Here is a 21626-nt window from a genome sequence, read left to right as displayed (position 1 = left end):
ATTATGAAACATCTTAATAAATATATTGCTGCCACTTATTCGCTTATCCTGCTGTTATCAGTCAGCTCCTGCAAGAAATATCTCGATGAAAAACCAAACAATGCCATCCCAACTGAAACTGCAATTACTGATCTCGGTACTGCGAGGGCCGCGATACTCGGTGCCTATGATGGGTTGCAAAGTTATTATGCGGCCGACTATCCCACGCTGGGAACCATCACTGCTGATAATGTAATTTTCAATGGCACATTAAGTCAGTATCTACAGCTGGATCAGAATGCTGTTCCGACAGATAATGTGATTACTGTTTCTGCCTATCAGAAAATATACAGTACCATTAATTCTGCTAACAGCGTCATTGCCGGACTGCCTGCAGTGAGTGATCCTCTGTTGAAACCCGAAGAGAAGAATAAAATTCTTGGCGAAGCTTATTTTATCCGTGCACTTGGGTACTTTGACCTGGGACGCGGTTGGGGAGGGGTACAGTTACAACTTACTCCAACGGTGACGGTAGATGGTTTGAAAGGAGTTAAGCGCAGTACACTCGCACAAACCTATGATCAGGTGCTGGCAGATCTGGTCAGGGCCGAAGAGTTGTTGCCTGCTGACGATGCAATTACCCGTAACCGTGCACAGAAAAGTACTGCCAGAGCTTTACGGGCAAGATTAAATCTGTACCGTGAAAACTGGGCAGAAGCAGAAAGTTATGCTACACAGGTGATCAACAATACCAAATTTGCATTGGTGAGCAACTATAAATCATTTTTTACCAGTCCATTTTTAAGCACTGAATCTGTTTTTGAGTTAACCTTCTCTGCTAATGATAGAAATACATTCTGGAATTTATGGTATCCAAGTTCATCCGGTGGCCAGTTTACACTTAAACCATCAGATGCTTTCATTGCCAAAGTTAACAATCCTGCTATTGGAGGAACAAGAAACAGTTTGATTGCCGGTTCGGGCACTACAGTATATGGTGTACTTTACAACACTTCAGGTGTAAGTATCGATCCATCTTACGTGATCCGTATTGCAGAACTTTATCTCATCAGGGCCGAAGCAAGGGCACAGCAGAACAACCTTACAGGTGCTCTGGAAGATTTGAATGCTATTAGGAGAAGGGCACAGGTTGGGCAGCTGCTAACTGGTACTCAGGCACAGGTTTTACAAGCTATTGCTGACGAAAACAGTATAGAGTTTGCGTTCGAAGCCCATCGCTGGTTTGACCTGGTACGTACCAGACAGGCAGGTGTTGCTCTGGGACTGACCAATACCAATTACTGGTTATTTCCAATCCCTTACTCAGATATATTATCAGACCCGGATGTAGTACAAAACCCAGGTTATTAATTCATTCTTATAGTTAAACAATTGATATGAAAATCTTTAAATTACCACTGTTATTTGCTGTTTTATCCGTACTGACTACAACCGTAAAGGCACAGCAAAATTATTTTTTTCCTAACTCCGGAACCTTCGATCCTAAAATCCCTACTCCGGAACAATTTCTGGGTTATCCTATAGGTTCACATTATACCCGTCATGATCAGATTATCTCTTATTTTAAAGAGCTGGAAAGATTGTCTGACAGGGTTCATATACAAGTAATCGGGAAAACTTATGAGGAGAGATCGCAGATCATCGCTACGATCACCGCTCCCGGGAATTATTCCAGACTGGAAGAGATCAGGAAAGAACATATTACATTAACAGATCCGTCAAAAGCGATCCTGGGAAACGCTGCTCCGGTAGTCGTTTTGCTCGGATATAGTGTGCATGGAAATGAAACTTCCAGTGGCGAAGCCAGTTTGCTTACGGCTTATTACCTTGCTGCCAACCAGAATCCGGAGACTACAAAATGGCTTCAGGAAGCGGTGGTATTGATAGAACCTTCTCTTAATCCCGACGGGAGAGACAGGGCAGCGAACTGGCATAATGCTTATAAGTCTTTTCCGGCCGTAGCAGACCCGGCAGACAGGGAACATATTGAACAATGGCCTGCAGGTAGGGTGAACCACTATTTTACAGATCTAAACCGCGATTGGTTAAGCGTGAGCCAGATTGAAAGTAAAAACAGGCTTCAGTTTTTTCATCAGTGGTATCCTAATGTGCATATTGATTTTCACGAGATGGGTACCGGCAGTACTTATTATTTTGAGCCTACCCCGGCGGGGCATGAAAGTCCTATTCTCCCAAAAGCATCTTATGATTTCAATGCTACGCTGGCTAAATACCACGCTGACGCTTTAGATAAAATAGGCTCCCTTTATTTCACGAAAGAAGCTTTTGATAATCTATCTCCAATATACGGTTCCACTTACCCTGACTTCTTTGGTGCTGTAGGTGTTACCTTTGAGCAGGGTGGTTCCAGAGGCATTGTGCAGGAAAGTGCTAACGGTTTAGTGACTTTTCCTTTTACCATCAGAAATCATGTGACCAGTGGATTGTCTACGCTAAGAGGTGCTGTGGCCGAGAAACTGAACCTGTTTAAACTCCAGAAAGAGTTTTTCCAGTCGGCCTTAACCCAGGGAAGGGCAAATCCTGATAAAGCGTTTATTTTTGGTGACAGCCGAGATGAAACCCTCACCCGTAAATTGCTTGATCTCGTATTAACCCATCATTTGAAAGTATATCACATTTCCGGCGATGTAACCATCGAAGGAAAAAAATTTGAAAAAGGAAAAGCATTTGTCGTGCCCGCAGTGCAACCTAATTTCAGAATTGTCCATTCTCTGTTTGAAGAAACAGCGAAATTAGCAGATAGTGCATTTTATGATAATACGTCCTGGTCGGTAGTGCATGCTTATGGCATTCAATATGCCAAATTAAAATCAGCCCCTTCTTTAGGTCGGGAAGTAACTTTTGCAGATACGCTGGAGACTTTACCGGCAATCACAAAGTCAGCTTATGCCTATCTGGTAGACTGGTCAGATTACAATGCCTCTAAAGCGCTTTACTTTTTACAAGGTCGTGGTGTTAGAGTTAAAGCTGCCTATAAACCTTTTACAGCGAACACCACCAATGGTAAACAAGGCTTCAGTTATGGATCATTGGTGATCCCTGTCGCAGCACAGGACATCAATGCCGACAGTCTCTATCGCGTCATTCAACAAGCTGCAGCAAATACAAAGATCAGGATTTCGGGTACTCATACAGGATTCAGTCTGCAGGGAATAGATTTAGGCAGTAATAATATCAGGGCTGTTGGCAAACCTGAAGTTGCTTTGCTTACCGGTACGGGCGTTGCTGCCGGAGAGGCCGGTGAAGTCTGGTTTTTGCTGAATGACCATTTAAATCTGCCCGTAACAAAACTCGATGTATCCAGCCTCGGTCGTTTCAATTTATCCCGGTATACAACACTGGTACTGGTCTCGGGAAATTACAGCGAGTTGGGTAAAGCCGGCACAGAAAAGATCAGGGAATGGGTTAACAATGGCGGTACACTGATCACTTTCAAAAGCGCGTCAGAATGGGCCATCAAAGAAAATCTGGTTAAAGAGAAACTCTATGCAGATAGTGCCGCAGCTAAAAAAGCGGGTAATGGTCCATCCCGTATTGATTATGTGGTCAAAGCCGAAACTGAAACAGCTAAACGGATCAATGGAGGGATTTTCCTGGCGGATATAGATCTGACCAATCCCATTGCATTTGGTCTGAACAACCGCAAAATCTTTTTTACTAAAACTGGTAATACTATCCTTCAACCCAGTAAAGACAAGTATGCTACTGTTGCCCAGTAGTTGCCTAAGTCATATATCAGCGGTTATGTTTCCAAACCTAATATCGGTAAAATTAGCAATAGTGCTTCAATACTGGTCTCTTCTGCTGGCAGCGGTATTGTAGTTTTATTTGCCGAAGACCCTAATTACAGGCACTACTGGCATGGTACAGATCGTTTGTTTCTGAACGCTATTTTCTTCGGCAGCCAGATCTCTACAGGTGAAGGCCGGCAGTACGAAGAAGAGTGAGTTAAGCTGTGATACCACAAGAATCTATCGTGTTTTTGTGGTATCACAAAATAATCTGATGCTGTTATTTTTTTAATCTTTATCTGATTACAACACATTCATTAGCTGATATCAATTGTAAACTGATCATGTTCTCATTAAATTGGTATAAACTTGATTTTTCCAAAACACAATAATCTTTGGACTTGTTCTTGTAGCAGGATACAAATAAAAACATCTTGCTTAGCTACTTATGGGACATGCCGATAACAATATTGAACCTATTCTTGCCGACAACGCATATCTTCTCAGTCTGTTACCATTTCCGGTAGCAGTGCTCAGCGGAGAAACGCATACCATTAGCTTTGCTAATGATGCAATGTTTTCCACCTGGAAAAGAAAAAGGGAGGATAAAGTAATTGGATACCCTTTGCTTACCGCATTACCAGACACTAACCCTGTTTTTATGCAGCAGTTAAAAGAAGTTTTTAACGAAGGTAAAGTATATTCAGCACAAGAAGTAGAGGTAACGCAAAAGGATAGAGACGGGCAGCTTTACTTGATTTATGCAGACTATACCTATCAACCTTTACGGGATCGAAAAGGAACAATTACTGGTGTGCTGGTGAGTGCCCAGGATGTAACACAGAAAGTGATAGCTACAAAGGCACTAACAGATAATGCGCTTGAGCTGGAAAAATCGAACGAACAGCTGGCCTTCAGAAATAACGAATGTATGATGGCCATAGATACGGCTAAACTCGGTACATGGAAGTTAGCAACAGATAAAGGTGAACTTGTTTTCTCGGAACGCGGAGCAGAGTTACACGGACTAAATACCAAATGTCTTTCTTTTGGCACAGGGCTAAACATGGTCTGTAAAGATTACCGGGAATCCGTTAAAAATACCTTCCGTGAAGCAATTGCTAATGGCGGCAGTTTTGAAATAGAATATCCCATTCATCCATTGGACCGCGACGGGGAGATATGGCTACGATCCAGCGGACGCTGTACTAAAAGTGAAAAAGATGGCTGTGTAACACTGAATGGGACATTGATGGATATCACAAAGGAGAAGATGGAAGTGACCCGTAAAAATGAATTTATTGGGATGATCAGTCATGAACTGAAGACACCATTGACTTCCCTTAGCGGGATGTTTCAGATGATCAGGAAGAAACTGGATCTGGAAAAGGACTCAATATTTCATGAGATCAATATTAAAGCGATTCAGCAGATTAAAAAGATGACTTCCATGATCAACAGCTTTGTAAATATCTCTCGTCTTGAATCCGGAAAATTTGAATTGCAGTATACTGAATTTAATATGGAAGAACTGGTGGAAGAATATCTGGCAGAGGTACGCATCATTTCTTCAAACTACAACTTTGTACAGCATCATTGTCATGCAGCCAATTTAAAGGCAGATCGCAATAAAATAGGTGCAGTATTGGCTAATATGTTATCCAATGCCATCAAATTCTCTCCGCAGCACAGTACTGTAGAGGTCAGCTGCATTCCGCATGAAGATTATCTTGAAGTAACTGTTAAAGACCAGGGATCAGGCATCTCAGCACCTGATCAGCACAAAATATTTGAGCGGTTTAGTTATATTGAAAACAGAAAAGTACAGCATGCTGCCGGTTTTGGTATAGGACTTTACCTGAGTGCTGAAATTATCAAACATCATCATGGCGAGATCTGGGTAGAAAATAACAGTGATAAAGGTTGTACTTTTCATTTCAAACTGCCTTTAGCTGTTTCTGGTCAATCTGCTGCCACAAATCATTCATAACTCTTTAACAAGAACCAGCGGCTAAGTTAATGACGATATTGTAGTCTTACCCATATGAAGAATTATCTTGTAGTTATAGTCATAATATCTATTTCACCAACATCTCAAAACCCTTTTAGGAATTCATAGCCGCAAAATATAAAAATGTGATTAAAGTAAATCCCCATCTTAACCGATAGGGATTACTTATTTAGTCTCCAGGTGTCCCATCAGCTTGTATAGTAAACCATGTAACTGCTGTGCTTCTTCCAGAGAAATACCCAGGTTGTTTGACAGCTGACTTTGCACAGCAGGTGCCTTATGCTTTAAAAGACTGCCTTTTTTGGTTAACGCCATAATCATACTGCGTTCGTCTTCTTCAGAACGGGTACGACTAATCAAACCCGTATCTTCCATGCGCTTCAGCAAAGGCGTTAAGGTATTGGATTGCAGCTGTAATTTTTCTGAAAGTACCTTCAGGTTCACCGAATCCGTTTCCCATAAAACCAGCAATACCAAATACTGCGGGTAGGTGAGTCCCAGTTCATCCAAAAGCGGCTGGTAACACTTCGTTACCAATCTCGAAGCAGCATAAAGCGGAAAACACAATTGGTTTTCCAGTTTCAAGAGATCATTCGTTTCCATAGTATACACTCATCTTTTGCCAGCTGCAAAGTTATGAAAAGATTTTATGCAGCTCTTCTTTCTTTAATATAACGGAATACACCTGTAGACCATAAGGCCCAGACAATCAGCACTGGCTGAAAAAACAACCTGATCAAACGGCTCTGATCTGTATTTAAACCAAAGGCATCAGTTCCATTCATATACTGTGCTATATTACCCGGAAATATCAATACATAAAAGACTGCTAATACAATTCCTACTTTAACTTTTTGTTTGGTCCAGAAGATCATAGCTAATCCCAATGAGATCTCTGCCACACCTGACAGGATCACGACCAGATCCTTTTCAAGGGGAATCCAGTTCGGCACCTGTGCCTGAAAATCTGCGCGCTGAAAAGTAAAATGTCCAATTGCTGCCAAAATCATGAAAGATCCCAGTACCACACGCATGATATTCTGGAAAGTGTTTGTTTTCTTCATCTTATATGATAGATAGTTGTACGTCGATATTACCACGTGTGGCATTCGAATACGGACAAATCATATGTGCTTTATCTACTAATTCTTTTGCTAAATCTTTAGCTATACCCGGGATCTCAACCGCTAAAGCCACTGATAAAGCAAATCCTCCAGCACCATTTGGATTTAATCCCACAGTTGCTTTTACAATTGACGGTGACGCAGGGTTAACTTTTTCCTTGCCCATAATCAAATTCAGTGCACTGTCAAAACATGAGGCATATCCTGCTGCGAACAATTGTTCAGGATTCGTATATCCATCCACACCACCCAGTTCTTTAGGCATGCGTACTTCCAGTTCCAGAATGCCATTTTCACTTTTAACTTTTCCATTTCTTCCACCAGTAACTTCAACGGTGGTTTCATATAATGCTTTCATATCGATTGTTATTTATTTGCTTTTATATCGTGCACGATACAAATGTATGAATAATAAGGTCCCTTAACAAAATAATGATGATAAATCGTTTTTTATGATGTTCAGGTGTCTGAACTGAAACAAATCAATAACCTGAGATGCTATATATTTGTCTGCCTGTTTGATGCAATTCATTTGCTGCACAGAGCAAATAATAAACATGGTTATGAAGATAAAACCTTTCACTGTAAATATTCTGCAATCGATTCTGGACGATCTGAAATTGAGACTTGCGCTTACCCGCTGGCCTGATGAACTCAGCGGATCAGCCTGGAAATACGGCGCAGATCTTGCCTACATGAAGAAGCTCACGCAATACTGGCAGCATAGTTTTGACTGGCGTAAGGTGGAGCGGGAAATCAATGCTTATCCCAATTTTATGGCCGACATAGACGGGCATCAGATCCATTTTATGCATATAAAAGGCAAAGGAAAGCGATCAGTTCCACTCATCATTACACATGGATGGCCGGGGTCGTTCCTGGAAATGATGAAACTGATTCCACTGTTAACGGAAAATGCAGACTTCTCTTTTGACCTGGTGATTCCTTCCATCCCGGGATTCGGCTTTTCAGGAAAACCTAATGAAGCTGGTTGCAACAGCGCATTTGTTGCCGATCTATGGCATCAGTTAATGACAGCACTGGGGTATAATCGTTATGGTGCCCAGGGCGGAGATATAGGCTCCGGGATCAGTACCTGGCTGTCCTTAAAATACCCATCTCACCTGATAGGTCTACACCTTAACTATATATCCGGCTCTTATAAACCTTATCTGAAAGAAGGAGAACAGCTTACTGAAGAAGTTATTGCCTTTCAGCAAACAGGCGCGGAATGGTCGGCCAGAGAAGGTGCCTATGCGCATCTGCATGCCACTAAACCCCTTACAGCAGCCTATGGTCTAAATGATTCTCCGGTTGGTTTATGTGCATGGATCATTGAGAAGTTTAATAGCTGGAGTGACAATGGCGGAGATATTGAAAATGTCTTTACTAAAGATGAACTATTGGCGAACGTTACCTTATACTGGATTACGCAAACCATCCATTCTTCTATGAGAATGTATAACGAGAACAGTAAAAATCCTATGGTATTTGGCCAGAACGACTATATCTCTGTACCCCTTGCATTTGCTGAATTTCCAAAAGAACTGCCCACTCCGCCCAGATCATACATTGAAAAAGGATTCAATGTCCGTCATTGGACATCCATGCCCGCAGGAGGTCATTTTGCAGCAGTAGAACAGCCAGACCTGCTTTCAAAAGATCTGCTGTATTTCTTTTCGGAACTAGAGTAATTTGACTTTTGAAGCATGATGACTGTATGTCATTGCTTTAAAACCCTGCCTGTTCAATGAAACGATCCGTAAATTCACGAAATACCGTAATTAAAAATGGGTATATAATTGTGCAAGTTATTGATATTTAAGTGTTTGAATTTAGGAGTGTTTTTTGGATATTGGAATATATCTGTCTCTTGAAGATGAGAAGATAACAATTTTAATAATACCTAAAAAATAGATAACATTTAAACACAAAGACAATGGCAACAATTACAGTAAAAGACGGAACAGAGATTTACTACAAAGATTGGGGAACAGGACAACCTATCGTATTTCATCACGGATGGCCTTTATCGGGCGATGACTGGGATGCACAAATGATGTTTTTTGTAAATAAAGGATACCGTGTGATTGCGCATGACCGTCGCGGACATGGAAGATCAGGTCAGGCTTCAGAAGGTCACAACATGGATACTTACGTAGCAGATGTGGCAGAATTAACAGCGGCATTAGATCTTAAGGATGCAATTCACATTGGTCACTCTACAGGTGGTGGCGAGGTAATCCGTTATGCAGCAACATTAGGTAAAGGCCGTGTATCAAAAGCAGTATTGATCAGTGCCGTTACGCCGGTCATGGTAAAAAATGATAACAATCCTGATGGCGTTCCATTGTCGGTTTTTGACGAGATACGCGAAGGTACAGGATTCAACAGACCTCAATATTACCAGGACTTTACGGATGCTTTTTATGGTTATAACCGTGAAGGTGCTAAAGTATCTGAAGGTATTAAACATAACTGGTGGAGACAAGGTATGATGGGTTCGGTGAAAGCACATTATGAAGGGATTAAAGCTTTCTCAGAAACGGATTTCACAGAGAACCTTAAAAGCGTAGAAATTCCTGTTTTGGTATTGCACGGAGAGGATGATCAGATTGTTCCTTTCTCTATTTCTGGTCCGAAAGCAGCTGCACTGCTGCAGGATGGTAAATTTATCTCTTACCCTGGTTTCCCACATGGAATGCCAACTACAGAGGCAGAAACAATTAATGCAGATTTACTGGCATTCATTGAAGCTTAAGCGATATAATTCAAAAAAGCGGAGCTTTCAGTTACAATTGTTGCTGAAAGCTCCGCTTTTTTTTAATAGTTTAATACCGTCTGGTTATACTTTAATCGTTTTCCATTTGCCTTTTTTGAACAGGATATATCCCGCAATAGCAATTCCTGTTTCTGCAACTGGTATGGCTATAAATACGCCTGTGGGACCCATCTCAAAATGTTTAGCCAGCAAAAAAGCGAGCGGAATCTGGAACATCCAGAAACCGAAGAAGTTTACACGTGTAGGTGTCCATGTGTCACCCGCACCATTAAATGTGCTGATCAGCACCATACCCATACCGTAAAGTATATAGCCTGTGCTCATGATCCTTAAAGCCTGAATGGCTACTTCCTGAATCTGCAGGTCATTGCTAAAAAATGAAATAAAATACGGTCCTGCCGCCAAAGTGATCACCATTACGGTTCCCATATAGATGGCCACATATTTGGCTGTTTTCATGACCGACTGCTCAGCTCTTTCCACCTGTTTGGCACCGAGATTCTGCCCGACCAGTGTAGCCGCTGCATTGCTCATTCCCCAGGCCGGCAGCATAAAAAACATCATCAACCTTAAAGCCGTCTGATAACCCGCCGAACCATGGTCGCCCCCCGTAGTGGCTACTACCTGGGCTAAAAATATCCAGCTGCAGGAAGCAATTACAAATTGAAAAATACCTGGTGCTGCAATCTTTAACAGCGCCTTAATCTGATCCCATTGCGGGATAAAGTATGACAGCTGAATCTTTAAACGGCTTTCGCCATTCGTCAGATGATAAACCTGGTAACATACGCCCAGGCCCCTGCCTATACTCGTGGCTATTGCTGCGCCTGTTAAACCAAAAGCGGGCACAGGACCTAATCCATTGATCAATAGCGGGCATAAAATGATATTGGCAATATTGGCGATCCACAAACTCTTCATGGCAATGGCTGCATTACCTGCCCCCCTGAAAATACCATTGATTAAAAATAGCAACACGATAATGATACTGCCCCCCATCATAATCCTGATGAAAGGTGTTCCCTGTGCTGCGGTCTCTGCTGAGGCACCCATCAGCAACAAGATATCTTTTGCATAAATAAACCCGGCAATACTGATGATCAGATTCATCGCAAAGGCAATCAGAACTGCCTGTATACCTGCTTTGGCGGCCGCTTCCGGATTTTTCTCCCCGATACGTCTGGCCACTACCGCTGTCGCCGCCATACTCATTCCGATGGCCAATGAGTAGATGACAGTCAATACAGATTCAGTTAATCCTACCGTTTGGATGGCGTGACTGCTGTTGTGCAGGTGACCTACAAAATAAAGATCTACCAGCGCAAAAACCGATTCCATAGCCATCTCCAGCATCATGGGAATAGCCAGTAATATCACTGCCCTGCGGATGCTGCCCTTTGTGAAGTCCAGTTCTTCGCCATTGAGTGATTGTTTGATTACGCTGAAAATTTGAGTTAATTTTCCCGTTAAAGCGTTGTTTTGTTGTGACATATAGGATGTAAATAAAAATATTCAGCAGGGCTATACTAAAAAGAGCTCATATTTTTAGTCTAAGATACTATTAATTTATAAACGATAAGAATAGCGAAAAAGGAGCTAACTTAGTATAGTGCAGGTATCGGGAAAGCATCATCTGTTCTGAGACTGTCACTTTATTGAATTGAGAATTATTAAATCATTTTACCTATGAACAAGTATGTACTGATCTTCACGTTCAGCTTTTTTTGCCTGGGTGCTTTCGCTCAAAATAGTGTATCCTTAAACAGTTACAGCATCCCCTTCAGGCTAACCTCTTCCAATAATATTTCCATCAGGGCCTTCCTGAATGAAAAAGACACCTTAAACCTGATGTTTCACACTTCTGCATCAGATCTTACCATCACCACCGAAGCTATCAACAGACTAAAGACCGTAAATTTTACCAGAACCGACACCTTAAAAAGTTGGGGTGGTGATGCCAATGCTGCCAGGTTCAGCGGAAACAACAGCTTAGCAATTGGTAAACAAAAGTGGGAGGGGATGAAGATCTGGGAGAACAAAAACTCCGGACCTGAAACCGATGGTAAGTTTGGTCTCGACCTATTTGATGATCAGGTCATTGAAATAGATTTTGATAAAAGTGTGATGACGATCAGCACTGACCTCCCTAAAAAAGCTGATGCCTTTACAAAAGTAAAGCTCAACTATAATGATGGTATGATGTTTATTGAGGCACGGAGTAATATAGGTACTGAAGAACTGAGCAACCAGTTTCTGATCCACTCTGGTTACGCGGGATCAGTTTTATTTGATGATGGCTTTACGAACAGACATAAACTCAGCGATCAGCTGAAAGTGATTAGTGAGAAAAGTCTAAAAGATTCTTACGGCAATGTGCTAAAAACAAAGAAGGCAATCATGCCGATGCTTATCCTTGCAGGAGTTGAACTGAAGGATATTTCCGTTGGCTTTTTCCAGGGCGCAATAGGCCGACAGAAAATGAGTATTCTTGGAGGTGATGTCATCAAGAGGTTCAATATGATTATTGATGCAAAAAGAAACTATATCTATTTGAAGAAAAACAAGCTGAGCAAGCAGCCTTATACCGATGTCTGATTAAATAAATGGAGTTGCTGACATAGGGTTGTCATCCCGTCAATTACATTTGTATTCGTCAGCAAAATTGAAGATGAGCAATAAAGCCATAAACAGATCATGAAAAACAAGGGTATAGCAACATTTTGTCCTGCAAACCCGCTGGAGTGGAGGCAGTGGTTAATTGATAATCACCAGTCAAAACAAGCTGTATGGCTCATCTATTATAAAAAGAAAGCCAATATTGGTACAATTACGTGGAGTGAAGCTGTTGATGAAGCACTTTGTTTTGGCTGGATAGACAGTGTCAGGAAATCCGGTGACGGTGATACCTTTATTCAATTTTTTAGCAAACGGAAACCAAATAGTGGCTGGTCAAAGATTAATAAGGGAAAAGTGCTGGGCTTAATCGACAACGGACTGATGGCTAAAGCCGGCCTTGACAGTATCGAAATTGCCAAACAAAACGGTAGCTGGACTCTACTCGATGATGTGGAGGAATTGAAGATTCCAGAAGACATGGCCGAAGCATTCGGTAATCATCGGGGTTCGGAAGCCTATTTTTTGAGTTTAAGCAAGTCTGTGAGAAAAGCTGTTCTGCAGTGGCTGGTCACAGCCAAAAGGCCGGAAACCCGGACAAAAAGAATTGCTGAAATCGCAGAACTAGCCGTAAGACATCAGAAACCCAAACAGTTTAGTTAGCATATCTTTTTCAATGGATAAATCTCCTGATCCCTGTATTCCTCAATAAATCATCGAATCTAACCAATGAGGCTTAGAATTTGACTCATATGTTAACATTGGTCATGAATTCGGTTGATATGACAACGATTTATTAATCCAAAATCAAAGTATTCTTAATATAAGAGTAACACCTTCGTTGCATAAATTATTTCCAAATTATTATGATTAAAAACTTACTAATTGCAGTGTTATTGCTGTCGTTTTGTGTAAGGAATTCTGCGTTAGCGCAGACCACACAAGCATCGATCATAGGGATCGTAACAGATCAGGACAAGAAACCTATCCCAGGCGCATCTGTTCAGGTGAAAAACAATTCAACTGGTTTTACCACCAGAACATCAACCGACGCTAAAGGCGGATATACTTTCAAAGAACTTCCTCTGGGTGGTCCTTATACAGTGAAAGTAGTTTATATGGGTTATGGTGAGCAAAACAGAAATGGCTATATGCTAAACTTTGGTGACCTGGTAAAAATCAACATCGGTATGCAGGAAGCCTCACAGACGCTGAATGCGGTAGAGGTTAGTGCTTCCGGTCTCCGTAACAAGGTACAGAACTTTGGAGCCTCCACAGAGATTTCTGCTAAAACGATGAATCAGTTGCCTGTTAACGGTCGTAATTTTTCCAACTTAATGGACTTAAGTCCTTTGAGTCGTGGTGGAGGTATATCTGGTCAGTTAGGTTCATCTACCAACTATACTATTGATGGTATGAATGCTAAAAATCCAACTTCGGCAGGAAGTACAACCAGTCGTAGTGGTGCACCCTATTCAATCTCTATTGAGGCAGTACGTGAATTTAAAGTAGTAACTAACCAATATGACGTAACGCTTGGAAGAGCGGGTGGTGGTACAGTTACAGCAGTAACTAAATCAGGAACTAATACAGTTTCAGGTAGTGCCTTTATGTATGGAAGAGCTGACTGGTTGTCAAGTCCGTATGATATCAGAGGTGTTAAACGTGATAACGACTTCTCTACTTATCAGTATGGTTTTACCTTAGGCGGACCAATCATTAAAGACAAACTGCATTATTTTGTAGGCATAGATCACCAGAAAGATTCACGTCCATTGATTATTGCAGATATAAATGGTCCTGCAGATGAGGCCAGATTCAGAATTACAAATCAAACTTTATCAGACTTCGTTAGTATCGCAAGAACGAAATATGGTGTAGCTTCAACCCCACAGTACGGCAGTTTCGATAAAAAACGTGGTAGTGATGCAGCCTTTGCACGTATCGACTGGCAGATCAATGAAAAAAACCTGTTAACTGTGCGTGATAACTATACAAACGATAGAAATCCCTTAGGTTTAGCAGATAACACTGCCATCAACTTATATGAGAGTTACGGTAACGATAAGAACGTAGACAACAGTTTGCTGGCGACATTACGTTCCACTATCAGTCCTAAAATCACCAATGAATTAAAAGTACAGCATTTATATACTTTCCAGGCCAGTACACAAAATGATGAGCTTGGTTTCGCTGTTCCAAGAGCACAAGTAAGTAATATAGTTTCTACATTGTCCGATGGTACATCCGCTTCGACAGCTATCCAGATCGGTGGTCAACGTTTTGGTCAGGAAGGCTTTACTAATAATGTTTTCCAATTGGTAGATAACTTTTACTACAACACGGAAAAGATCAAATTTACATTTGGAGCTGACCTGATGTATACACGTGCAAAATCACTGTACGGTAGTGAGGTAAATGGAAGATTTGAGTATATTAACAACGGTGCTGGTAGTAGTTTGCAGAATTTTAACAATCTGGCACCTAACAGGTTTTATCGTGAGGTGCCATTGGTTGCAGACCCAACTGTAATCGGAAACATCTGGAATGGCGCGTTATTCGGCCAGATGCAAACTAAACTGGCTAAAGGTTTAGAGTTTATAGGAGGTCTGAGATTAGACTACAGCGCTTATCCAACTTCACCATTAAATCAGCAATTGCTTGACGAGGTAGGGGTAAGAACTGACAACAAACTGAAGCAATTTCAGTTGCAGCCAAGAATCCAGTTTAACCTGGATGTGAACGAAGAGGGGACTGATTTTGTACGTTTTGGAGCTGGTATATTCGGATCAGACATCAACAACTATATGACGATCAATAACCTGACATTTGACGGTAAACACTTTGCAACGGTTGACGTATTTGCCAATCAAACCACTATTACACCTAATTTTATCGGTTATAGAAACGGAACGGCAGCTGCACCAACATTCGAAGCTTTCCAGCTACCTACAATTAATACTTACGGTCCCAACGCTAAAGTGCCGGTAGTATACAAAGCCAACTTGTCTTACAATAAATTAATCAATGACAGATTCAGAGTAGGTATTACAGGTTATGCAACCTTAGGTCGTCATAACTATATGTATGTTGACAGAAATATGGTGGCTAATCCTATCAGTATTTTGCCTAACGAAGCAGACCGTGGCATATATGCAGTAATGCCAGGTAACGGTACGCCGGATTGGAAAACAGGTCGTATCAGCAACAACTTTGGTCGTGTGTTAGAGATGAACAGCGATGGTAAAGTAAACCAGTTTGCTGTGGTAGTGGATGGAACATGGAAATATTTCGGAGACGGTGAAATTACTGCAAGTTACACCTGGAACGATTCGAAAGACAATACTTCATATAACGGAAACGTAGCCAATACGGCAACCTTGTCACTTCCGGTGAAGGATGACCCGAGAAACCTAAGCAATATGTCTTACTCTGATAACCATTTCAGACATAAGGTAGTAATTTATGGTACACTACCTACATTTTATGGTGTATCAGTTGGTGTTCGTTATTCGGGCATTGGCGGAACACGTTACAGCTTATTATCAGGCGTGAACAATAACGGCGACTTTGTTGCCACAAATGACTTAGCATTTATTTTCGACAGAAATAATACAAATGTTCCTCAGAACGTTCGCGCAGGTCTGCAAACTATCCTGGATAACCCTAATGCAAGCCAGAGCCTGAAAGATTATATCACTAAATATTCAGGACAGATTGCTGAACGTAATGGTGGTGTGAACGACTTTTTCGGTATTGTTGATATCAGAATTGCTAAAAAATTCAAATTGTATCAAAACCATACACTTGAAATTTCAGGTGACGTGTTCAACTTTGCTAACTTGTTGAATAAGAAATGGGGTGTAAACGAGAGTTTGGGTACACAGGGACTATATGCATTAAATGGAAAAGCTGCGGTAGCTGCTACGGCTACTACTCCTTTAATTCCTGAAATACCTAACTATGATGCGGCTACAAGAGCATTCAATTACAGAGTGAACAATGCAGGAATTGTAACTCCTTCCGGTAATCCTTACCAGTTTCAGCTTGGTCTGAGATACGGATTCTAATCCAAGATATTTTTAATACTATAGCCGCCCCGTAATTTACGGGGCGGCTTTTTTATGCCTGCAAATGAGAGACCTCCTCAAGTATTTTCCAGAATTTTAAGATCTCAGACTAGGCATGATAAATACCCTTGCTTAATTTCCATCAACAACAGTTTTCATCCTGTTTTTATCATACTTTATCAACCTGAGTTCTTCTACGCTCCGCCATACGATAAATAACAAGGCAATTATGCCAAAAAACAAGCCTACCCATGGTGCAATAGTAATCCCCTGTTTACCAATAAACCATCCGCTTATCGCTGTTCCGCCAGAAACACCTAGATTACCGAAAGAGGTCTGCAGGCTGTTCGCAAACTCTTTGGCATCGGGCGCACGAGAAACCATATAAGCAATTGCGGTTAAGAAACAAGGCCCATACATCATGCCCCAAAAGGCAACAATCAGACTAACAGATAACATAGAAGTGTTACTATAGGTGAGCAAAAAAGGTAAAATCAACGTTCCCAATAGGAAAATTACCGTTGTCTTTACCAGACTTTTACCTAATAATCTTCCTGCAAAAAAATTAGAAATTACCCCCATTATCCCAAACAAAAGTAGCATGTAACTGATTTGTTCTCCGCTTAATCCTTTCACTTTGGCTAGATAATCCGCAAAATAGCTGTAAGTAGAAAACCAGGCCGCAATCAGGAATACATTCATCATTGTACTGAGGACAAAGGTTTTCCTTTTCAATATGCTCAACTGACTACTGAATGATTTTGGCTCTTTCACAGGCATGGCCGGCATCAGAAAATAGATAGCAGTTACCGCAAGCAAGCTAATAACCCCTTGTATTGCAAAAGAGATTTCCCATCCATAGTGTGCAGCCATAAAGGTCATAAATGGGATGACTGTAACCTGTGCCAAAGCTATGCCGCCAATGACGATGCTCATCAACCTGTGATGTGTGGTTTCGGGCATGTCCTTTATAGCAACAGCTATAGCAGTGGAGATAAAAACAGGTTGTAAAAAGGCAGGGAGCACACGGATAGTCATCAGTAACCAGAATGGTGGTGCAAATACCGAGAGGACATTACTTACAAAAAACATCGCGATACCAAAAAGCATTACTTTTTTTCTGTCAAATTTGGAAGCGTACAAGACCATAAATGGTCCTGTAACAGCTATGGTGAGCGCAAAGGCACTAAGCAGATATCCCGCCTTTTCAATAGTGATACTGTAATGTTCCGCTATTTGTGGCAAGATACCAATTACGCCAAATTCAGTACTAATGATCCCCACTATCCCCAGACATCCGATATAGGCATTTCTTTTATTTGTTACATTCATCTATTATAAATCCGTTATTTTACTGTTTGAAAAAAATTAACCTTTGAAATCACCTTCAGCTATTTAATATTAAACCTATCGTTCCGTTATTTGATAAAAAAAGGTTAGGCATTCATTCCACCATCAATTGTTAAAGTAGAACCGGTGATATACTTCCCTTCATCGCTGGCAAGAAAGGCAACCAAACCGGCAATATCATCACCAGTACCATACTCAGGGAGGGCCATTCTGCTTCTTAAAAAGTCGGCCAACGGTGCATCTGCGGGATTCATGTCCGTGTCTATAGGGCCGGGCTGTACCAGATTAACAGTAATCTTTTTAGGGCCTAATGCCCTGGCCAGACCTTTTGTAAAACCCTGCAAGGCAGATTTACTCATAGAATACAGTATAGTATCACCAGACACGGCAATGTCTGCCAGATTACTGCCGATAGAGATAATTCGTCCTCCTTCAGCCATGTTTTTAACCACAGCGTGGCTGGCCGCAAATACCGCTTTCACATTGATGTCCATAATTTCATCAAAATCGGTCAAGGTAATATCAGAGAAATCGCCGGACGGGCAGATTCCCGCATTATTCACCAGGATGTCTATCGGACCAAACTGATCGGTCGTGTCGGAAATGGCAGTTTGCAGCGCCACGGCATCCGCACTATCTACCTGTATAGCTTTTGCATTAACCCCAAAAGCTTTTAATTTTTCTTCCTGTTCTTTAGCACGATGGGTAGATTTAGCATAAGTGAAAATTACTTTTGCGCCTTCAGCTGCAAACCTGTTTGCTATTGCTGCGCCAATACCACGACTTCCTCCGGTAATGAAAACTACTTTGTTTGTTAATCCTGTCATTTTTTTTATGTGTTTGTTATTGTGTTGGTAATGATTGTTTTAATTTAAACCGATCGTTCTTTTATCGGGTAAAAAAATATTAGGTATTGATGGTGCTAATTAAATGATCAGTCAATTTTTGGGTCAGTTTTTTATCCCTGAATAAAATATCTGCGTTCCATAATGAGCTGAAAGAAGTTACAATAAAGTGGGCAATCATTTCGGGATCTTTATTTTCTGCCAGTTCACCCTGCTCTTTGGCCTGTTGTAAAAGAGCTGAAAATAACTGAACAGAATTTTTAGCTTGCTGATTTAATAATGCCTGTGTCTCTTCGTCAGTTTTCCCGAGTTCGAAGGTTGTTTTGACAGACATGCAGGTCTTAGCTTCCAGTATCATATTTTTAACAATATTTTTGATAATTAACCGGACAGCTTCCAGAGGCGACTTACCCTTTTTACCCGCTGCTTTATACTCCTCTTCCTTTTTGAGAATGTAACTGTTCAAACATTTGATAAAAAGACTGTGCTTGTTACCATAAGTATCATAAATACTGCTGCGATTTAGTTTAAGGGTATCTACCAGATCATTCATAGAAGTTGCATGATATCCTTTTTCCCAAAAAAGATTTCTGGCAATTTCAAGCTTTTGGTCGTAATCAAATTCTTTAATGCGCGGCATGCAGCAAAAGTATTATATTAAACCGACTGTTCCAAATAAAAAACCCTGTAGCGTCAATTTATAATTACCTATAAAAATTTCTGTGTGATAACCTATTGGTTGAGGCAGTGCAAGAACCAATATTGGCGAATAATGCAGAAATAGCTGATGACCTTATTTATGCGTCAGGTAATCACACAGTTTGCAATCGTCTGTATCTGAAACCCCATCGTTGTCGCCCGTAGACTGCGCAGTCTACACTTCTTTTTTATGACTATGCAGTTCCTGAATAACTGAAATAGACAGAAAGAGTATGATCAGCAGGAGAGAGCTTATATGATAAAATGTTTGTAGCATTTAACTGACACACTGAGTTGCATTCAGATCCCGGCAAGTATATAAATTCTGGCAGTGGTAAACCGGGAATTTGTTAGCTTTGAGTGATGAATCACATTCCGATACACATTCTACAGGAAAGAACCAACAAGGGGTTGCAGATCCGCTACATGAGCAGTAGTGATGTGAAAGAAGATGATTCTGCACTTCACACCCACCGTGATGATCATTATATTTTCTTCGTTTTAGAAGAAGGTTTAGGTGCTATGGTAATAGATTTTGAGGAAGTGCATTTGGCCGGAAGTACGCTCTACTATGTGTTGCCAGGCCAGGTACACAGCCTGGTCCACCAGCACTCCGCAAAGGGATGGTTTGTAGCGGTTGATCCTGCGCTTATTCCACAAGACTGCAGAAATGTGTTTGAAAGTCAGTTATTGTTACAGCAACCCTATTCCTTAAATGCTGTGGAACTGGAGCAATGCAGGATCCTATTACGGTTGTTTGTCGAGAAATACAATGAAGAGGTTTACCATCCCTTTCACACTACTATAGTTCATGCCCTGTTGCATTCCTTTATTGGCATAGCTGCGGGTTTTTACAGTACTACCAGTGGTTCCAGCGTAAAAGTTTCCCGTTTGGCTCAACTCACCAGCCAGTTCAAACAACTGCTCAATCAACATTTAAAATCCAATAAAAGTCCGGCAGCTTATGCTGCATTATTAAATGTTTCAGATGCCTATCTGAGTGAGGTACTCAAAAAACAGACTGGTTTTCCTGCCAGCTACTGGATCCAACAGGAAATCATGATGGAAGCCAAACGCCTTTTATCTTATACCGAACTCAGTATCAAGGAAATTTCAAATCAGCTGGGTTATACTGATCATTCTTACTTCTCCCGTTTTTTCCGTAAAGCGGCAGGTGTATCGGCCAGTGCCTTCAGACAGCAATACCGAAAATAACCTTGTAAATCCAGATATGATGTCAATAACCAGGTAAAGAAGAATAACGATTTTTATATACTGAGCATACTCGTATTACCAGGATTAATCATTTCATCTATCGTGATGATCAATCTAAATACTATGAGTGCGAGATTAAAGTGATGGGTAAACCTGCTTTGGTTACCTTTGCCATTGATTATTGACAGGATTTGTGTAACAAAATTTGGAGTCAGTAGCGTAAATAAAATCCAGACTTATGTATTAGCTACGCTGATTGTATGAATTGTATCCGGCTACAGCGGCAAAACTAAATCATACCAGCAAGAGCGATCACTCACCAACAATGCCTGTTTAATGCGTTCCTTTTTACCTCTTGAGGGGTACAAGGAAATTTACTACTTTAACCACTGATAAGATTATACGCGGGTATCTACTTTCGCCAACTGAATTTCTACTTCATTAACCAGTACATCAATATCAAATGGTTTTTCAATAAAAGAATCTGCATTACAGCTGCGGGCAACTTCCCGCAGGTTATTTGCTGCTGAAATAAGAATAATTGGAATCGCAGCCGTTTCTTCGTTTTCTTTCAATTCGATACATATATCATGACCGCTGCGACCATTTAACCAATTGTCCAAAATAATTAAGTCAGGCATTTTTTCCAGACGCCAAAGATCCTCTTCATTAAGTACCGCTGTAACTTTGAAGCCTTTGTCTAACAAAAGAAATTCGATAATTTCTAAAATCTCTCTGTCATTTTCAATGATCACTATGTCTTTCATGGTTGCAGTTATGATAAGCTCAAATGTAAGGTTATAATATCAATAAAGCCTTTAAATTCTAGCCCCACCATTTGATGGGGATGCTTTATTCCATTCATTAGTTGATTGTTAGCAGTAAAATCATGTGATCCATGTTGAATAGCTGAGAAAATTAGGATTTTGTAAATCTTTAAAGATTTATAGAAAGAAACTATTTTAGCCTTAGACTAACTTTTATACATACAATGAATGATGCAGAAGCAGCAATGCTCGATGACCTAATCTCTCATTGGATCACCAAATCGTTACAACGGCTTTAAGCGCAGCCGGAAGTCAGGGCGCAAAAAATCTGCTTACATTTTCTTTAAGATAAGACACAAGTAAAACAAGGATAAGACAGATAAGACAAAGTAGTGGGG

General features: G+C 40.9%; 18 protein-coding genes. 10 read left to right on the top strand and 8 right to left on the bottom strand.

Annotated elements, in window-relative coordinates; all coding sequences use genetic code 11:
• Positions 1 to 3 precede the first annotated feature (3 nt).
• The 4 genes from OQX62_RS24745 (at position 4) to OQX62_RS24730 (ending at position 5742) form a co-directional block, all read left to right on the top strand.
• Positions 4 to 1350 carry a RagB/SusD family nutrient uptake outer membrane protein gene (locus OQX62_RS24745; RefSeq protein ID WP_265834359.1) on the top strand — a complete coding sequence of 449 codons (1347 nt, stop codon included), beginning with the start codon at positions 4 to 6 and terminating at the stop codon, positions 1348 to 1350.
• Positions 1351 to 1376: 26 nt separating this feature from the next.
• On the top strand, positions 1377 to 3740 hold the full coding sequence (locus OQX62_RS24740; protein ID WP_265834357.1) for a M14 family zinc carboxypeptidase: 2364 nt from the start codon (positions 1377 to 1379) through the stop codon (positions 3738 to 3740).
• Entirely contained in the window at positions 3741 to 3968 is a 228-nt protein-coding gene (locus OQX62_RS24735; RefSeq protein ID WP_265834356.1) for a hypothetical protein, read from the top strand. It begins immediately after the preceding gene.
• Positions 3969 to 4200: 232 nt separating this feature from the next.
• Positions 4201 to 5742, top strand: a complete 1542-nt coding sequence (locus OQX62_RS24730) for a sensor histidine kinase (RefSeq protein WP_265834355.1) — start codon at positions 4201 to 4203, stop codon at positions 5740 to 5742.
• A 186-nt stretch (positions 5743 to 5928) separates the two neighbouring features.
• Here OQX62_RS24730 and OQX62_RS24725 read toward each other — a convergent pair whose 3' ends face one another.
• The 3 genes from OQX62_RS24725 to OQX62_RS24715 are packed head-to-tail and all read right to left on the bottom strand — an operon-like array spanning position 5929 to position 7245.
• Positions 5929 to 6366 (bottom strand): MarR family winged helix-turn-helix transcriptional regulator, encoded by a 438-nt coding sequence (locus OQX62_RS24725; RefSeq protein ID WP_265834354.1) that lies wholly within the window; start codon positions 6364 to 6366, stop codon positions 5929 to 5931.
• Between the two features lie 44 nt (positions 6367 to 6410).
• Positions 6411 to 6827: a hypothetical protein gene (locus OQX62_RS24720; protein WP_265834353.1), complete on the bottom strand. Its 417-nt coding sequence runs from the start codon at positions 6825 to 6827 to the stop codon at positions 6411 to 6413.
• A 1-nt stretch (position 6828) separates the two neighbouring features.
• Positions 6829 to 7245 carry an organic hydroperoxide resistance protein gene (locus OQX62_RS24715; RefSeq protein ID WP_265834351.1) on the bottom strand — a complete coding sequence of 139 codons (417 nt, stop codon included), beginning with the start codon at positions 7243 to 7245 and terminating at the stop codon, positions 6829 to 6831.
• A 205-nt stretch (positions 7246 to 7450) separates the two neighbouring features.
• Between OQX62_RS24715 and OQX62_RS24710 the strand changes: the two genes are divergently transcribed.
• A complete protein-coding gene (locus tag OQX62_RS24710) occupies positions 7451 to 8581 on the top strand; it encodes an epoxide hydrolase family protein (protein WP_265834350.1) in 1131 nt (376 codons plus the stop codon).
• A gap of 245 nt (positions 8582 to 8826) precedes the next feature.
• Positions 8827 to 9648 carry an alpha/beta fold hydrolase gene (locus OQX62_RS24705; protein ID WP_265834349.1) on the top strand — a complete coding sequence of 274 codons (822 nt, stop codon included), beginning with the start codon at positions 8827 to 8829 and terminating at the stop codon, positions 9646 to 9648.
• 84 nt (positions 9649 to 9732) lie between these two features.
• Here the strand turns inward: OQX62_RS24705 and OQX62_RS24700 are convergent, their stop codons facing one another.
• Positions 9733 to 11160, bottom strand: a complete 1428-nt coding sequence (locus tag OQX62_RS24700) for an MATE family efflux transporter (protein WP_265834348.1) — start codon at positions 11158 to 11160, stop codon at positions 9733 to 9735.
• Positions 11161 to 11355: 195 nt separating this feature from the next.
• Here OQX62_RS24700 and OQX62_RS24695 point away from each other — a divergent pair, with 195 nt between their 5' ends.
• The 3 genes from OQX62_RS24695 to OQX62_RS24685 all read left to right on the top strand — a co-directional run bounded on the left by OQX62_RS24695 (position 11356) and on the right by OQX62_RS24685 (position 16352).
• Positions 11356 to 12264, top strand: a complete 909-nt coding sequence (locus OQX62_RS24695) for a hypothetical protein (RefSeq protein WP_265834347.1) — start codon at positions 11356 to 11358, stop codon at positions 12262 to 12264.
• A gap of 99 nt (positions 12265 to 12363) precedes the next feature.
• Entirely contained in the window at positions 12364 to 12945 is a 582-nt protein-coding gene (locus OQX62_RS24690; protein ID WP_265834346.1) for a YdeI/OmpD-associated family protein, read from the top strand.
• Positions 12946 to 13148: 203 nt separating this feature from the next.
• Positions 13149 to 16352: a TonB-dependent receptor gene (locus tag OQX62_RS24685; protein ID WP_265834345.1), complete on the top strand. Its 3204-nt coding sequence runs from the start codon at positions 13149 to 13151 to the stop codon at positions 16350 to 16352.
• 132 nt (positions 16353 to 16484) lie between these two features.
• Here the strand turns inward: OQX62_RS24685 and OQX62_RS24680 are convergent, their stop codons facing one another.
• The 3 genes from OQX62_RS24680 to OQX62_RS24670 form a co-directional block, all read right to left on the bottom strand.
• Positions 16485 to 17684, bottom strand: a complete 1200-nt coding sequence (locus OQX62_RS24680) for an MFS transporter (protein WP_265834344.1) — start codon at positions 17682 to 17684, stop codon at positions 16485 to 16487.
• A 104-nt stretch (positions 17685 to 17788) separates the two neighbouring features.
• Entirely contained in the window at positions 17789 to 18529 is a 741-nt protein-coding gene (locus OQX62_RS24675) for an SDR family NAD(P)-dependent oxidoreductase (protein ID WP_265834343.1), read from the bottom strand.
• A 79-nt stretch (positions 18530 to 18608) separates the two neighbouring features.
• The gene (locus OQX62_RS24670; RefSeq protein WP_265834342.1) at positions 18609 to 19187 is read right to left on the bottom strand and encodes a TetR/AcrR family transcriptional regulator; all 579 of its coding nucleotides are present in this window, start codon (positions 19185 to 19187) and stop codon (positions 18609 to 18611) included.
• 422 nt (positions 19188 to 19609) lie between these two features.
• Between OQX62_RS24670 and OQX62_RS24665 the strand changes: the two genes are divergently transcribed.
• On the top strand, positions 19610 to 20461 hold the full coding sequence (locus OQX62_RS24665; RefSeq protein ID WP_265834341.1) for a helix-turn-helix domain-containing protein: 852 nt from the start codon (positions 19610 to 19612) through the stop codon (positions 20459 to 20461).
• Between the two features lie 398 nt (positions 20462 to 20859).
• On the opposite strand, the gene OQX62_RS24660 is transcribed toward OQX62_RS24665, so the two are convergent.
• Entirely contained in the window at positions 20860 to 21228 is a 369-nt protein-coding gene (locus tag OQX62_RS24660) for a response regulator (protein WP_265834340.1), read from the bottom strand.
• Positions 21229 to 21626: the final 398 nt, after the last annotated feature.

Origin of the sequence: Pedobacter sp. MR2016-24, assembly GCF_026239655.1 — a bacterium.
GTDB lineage: Bacteria > Bacteroidota > Bacteroidia > Sphingobacteriales > Sphingobacteriaceae > Pedobacter.
The sequence above is the reverse complement of the archived record's forward strand: the minus strand, read 5'-3'. Positions and strand labels throughout refer to the sequence as shown.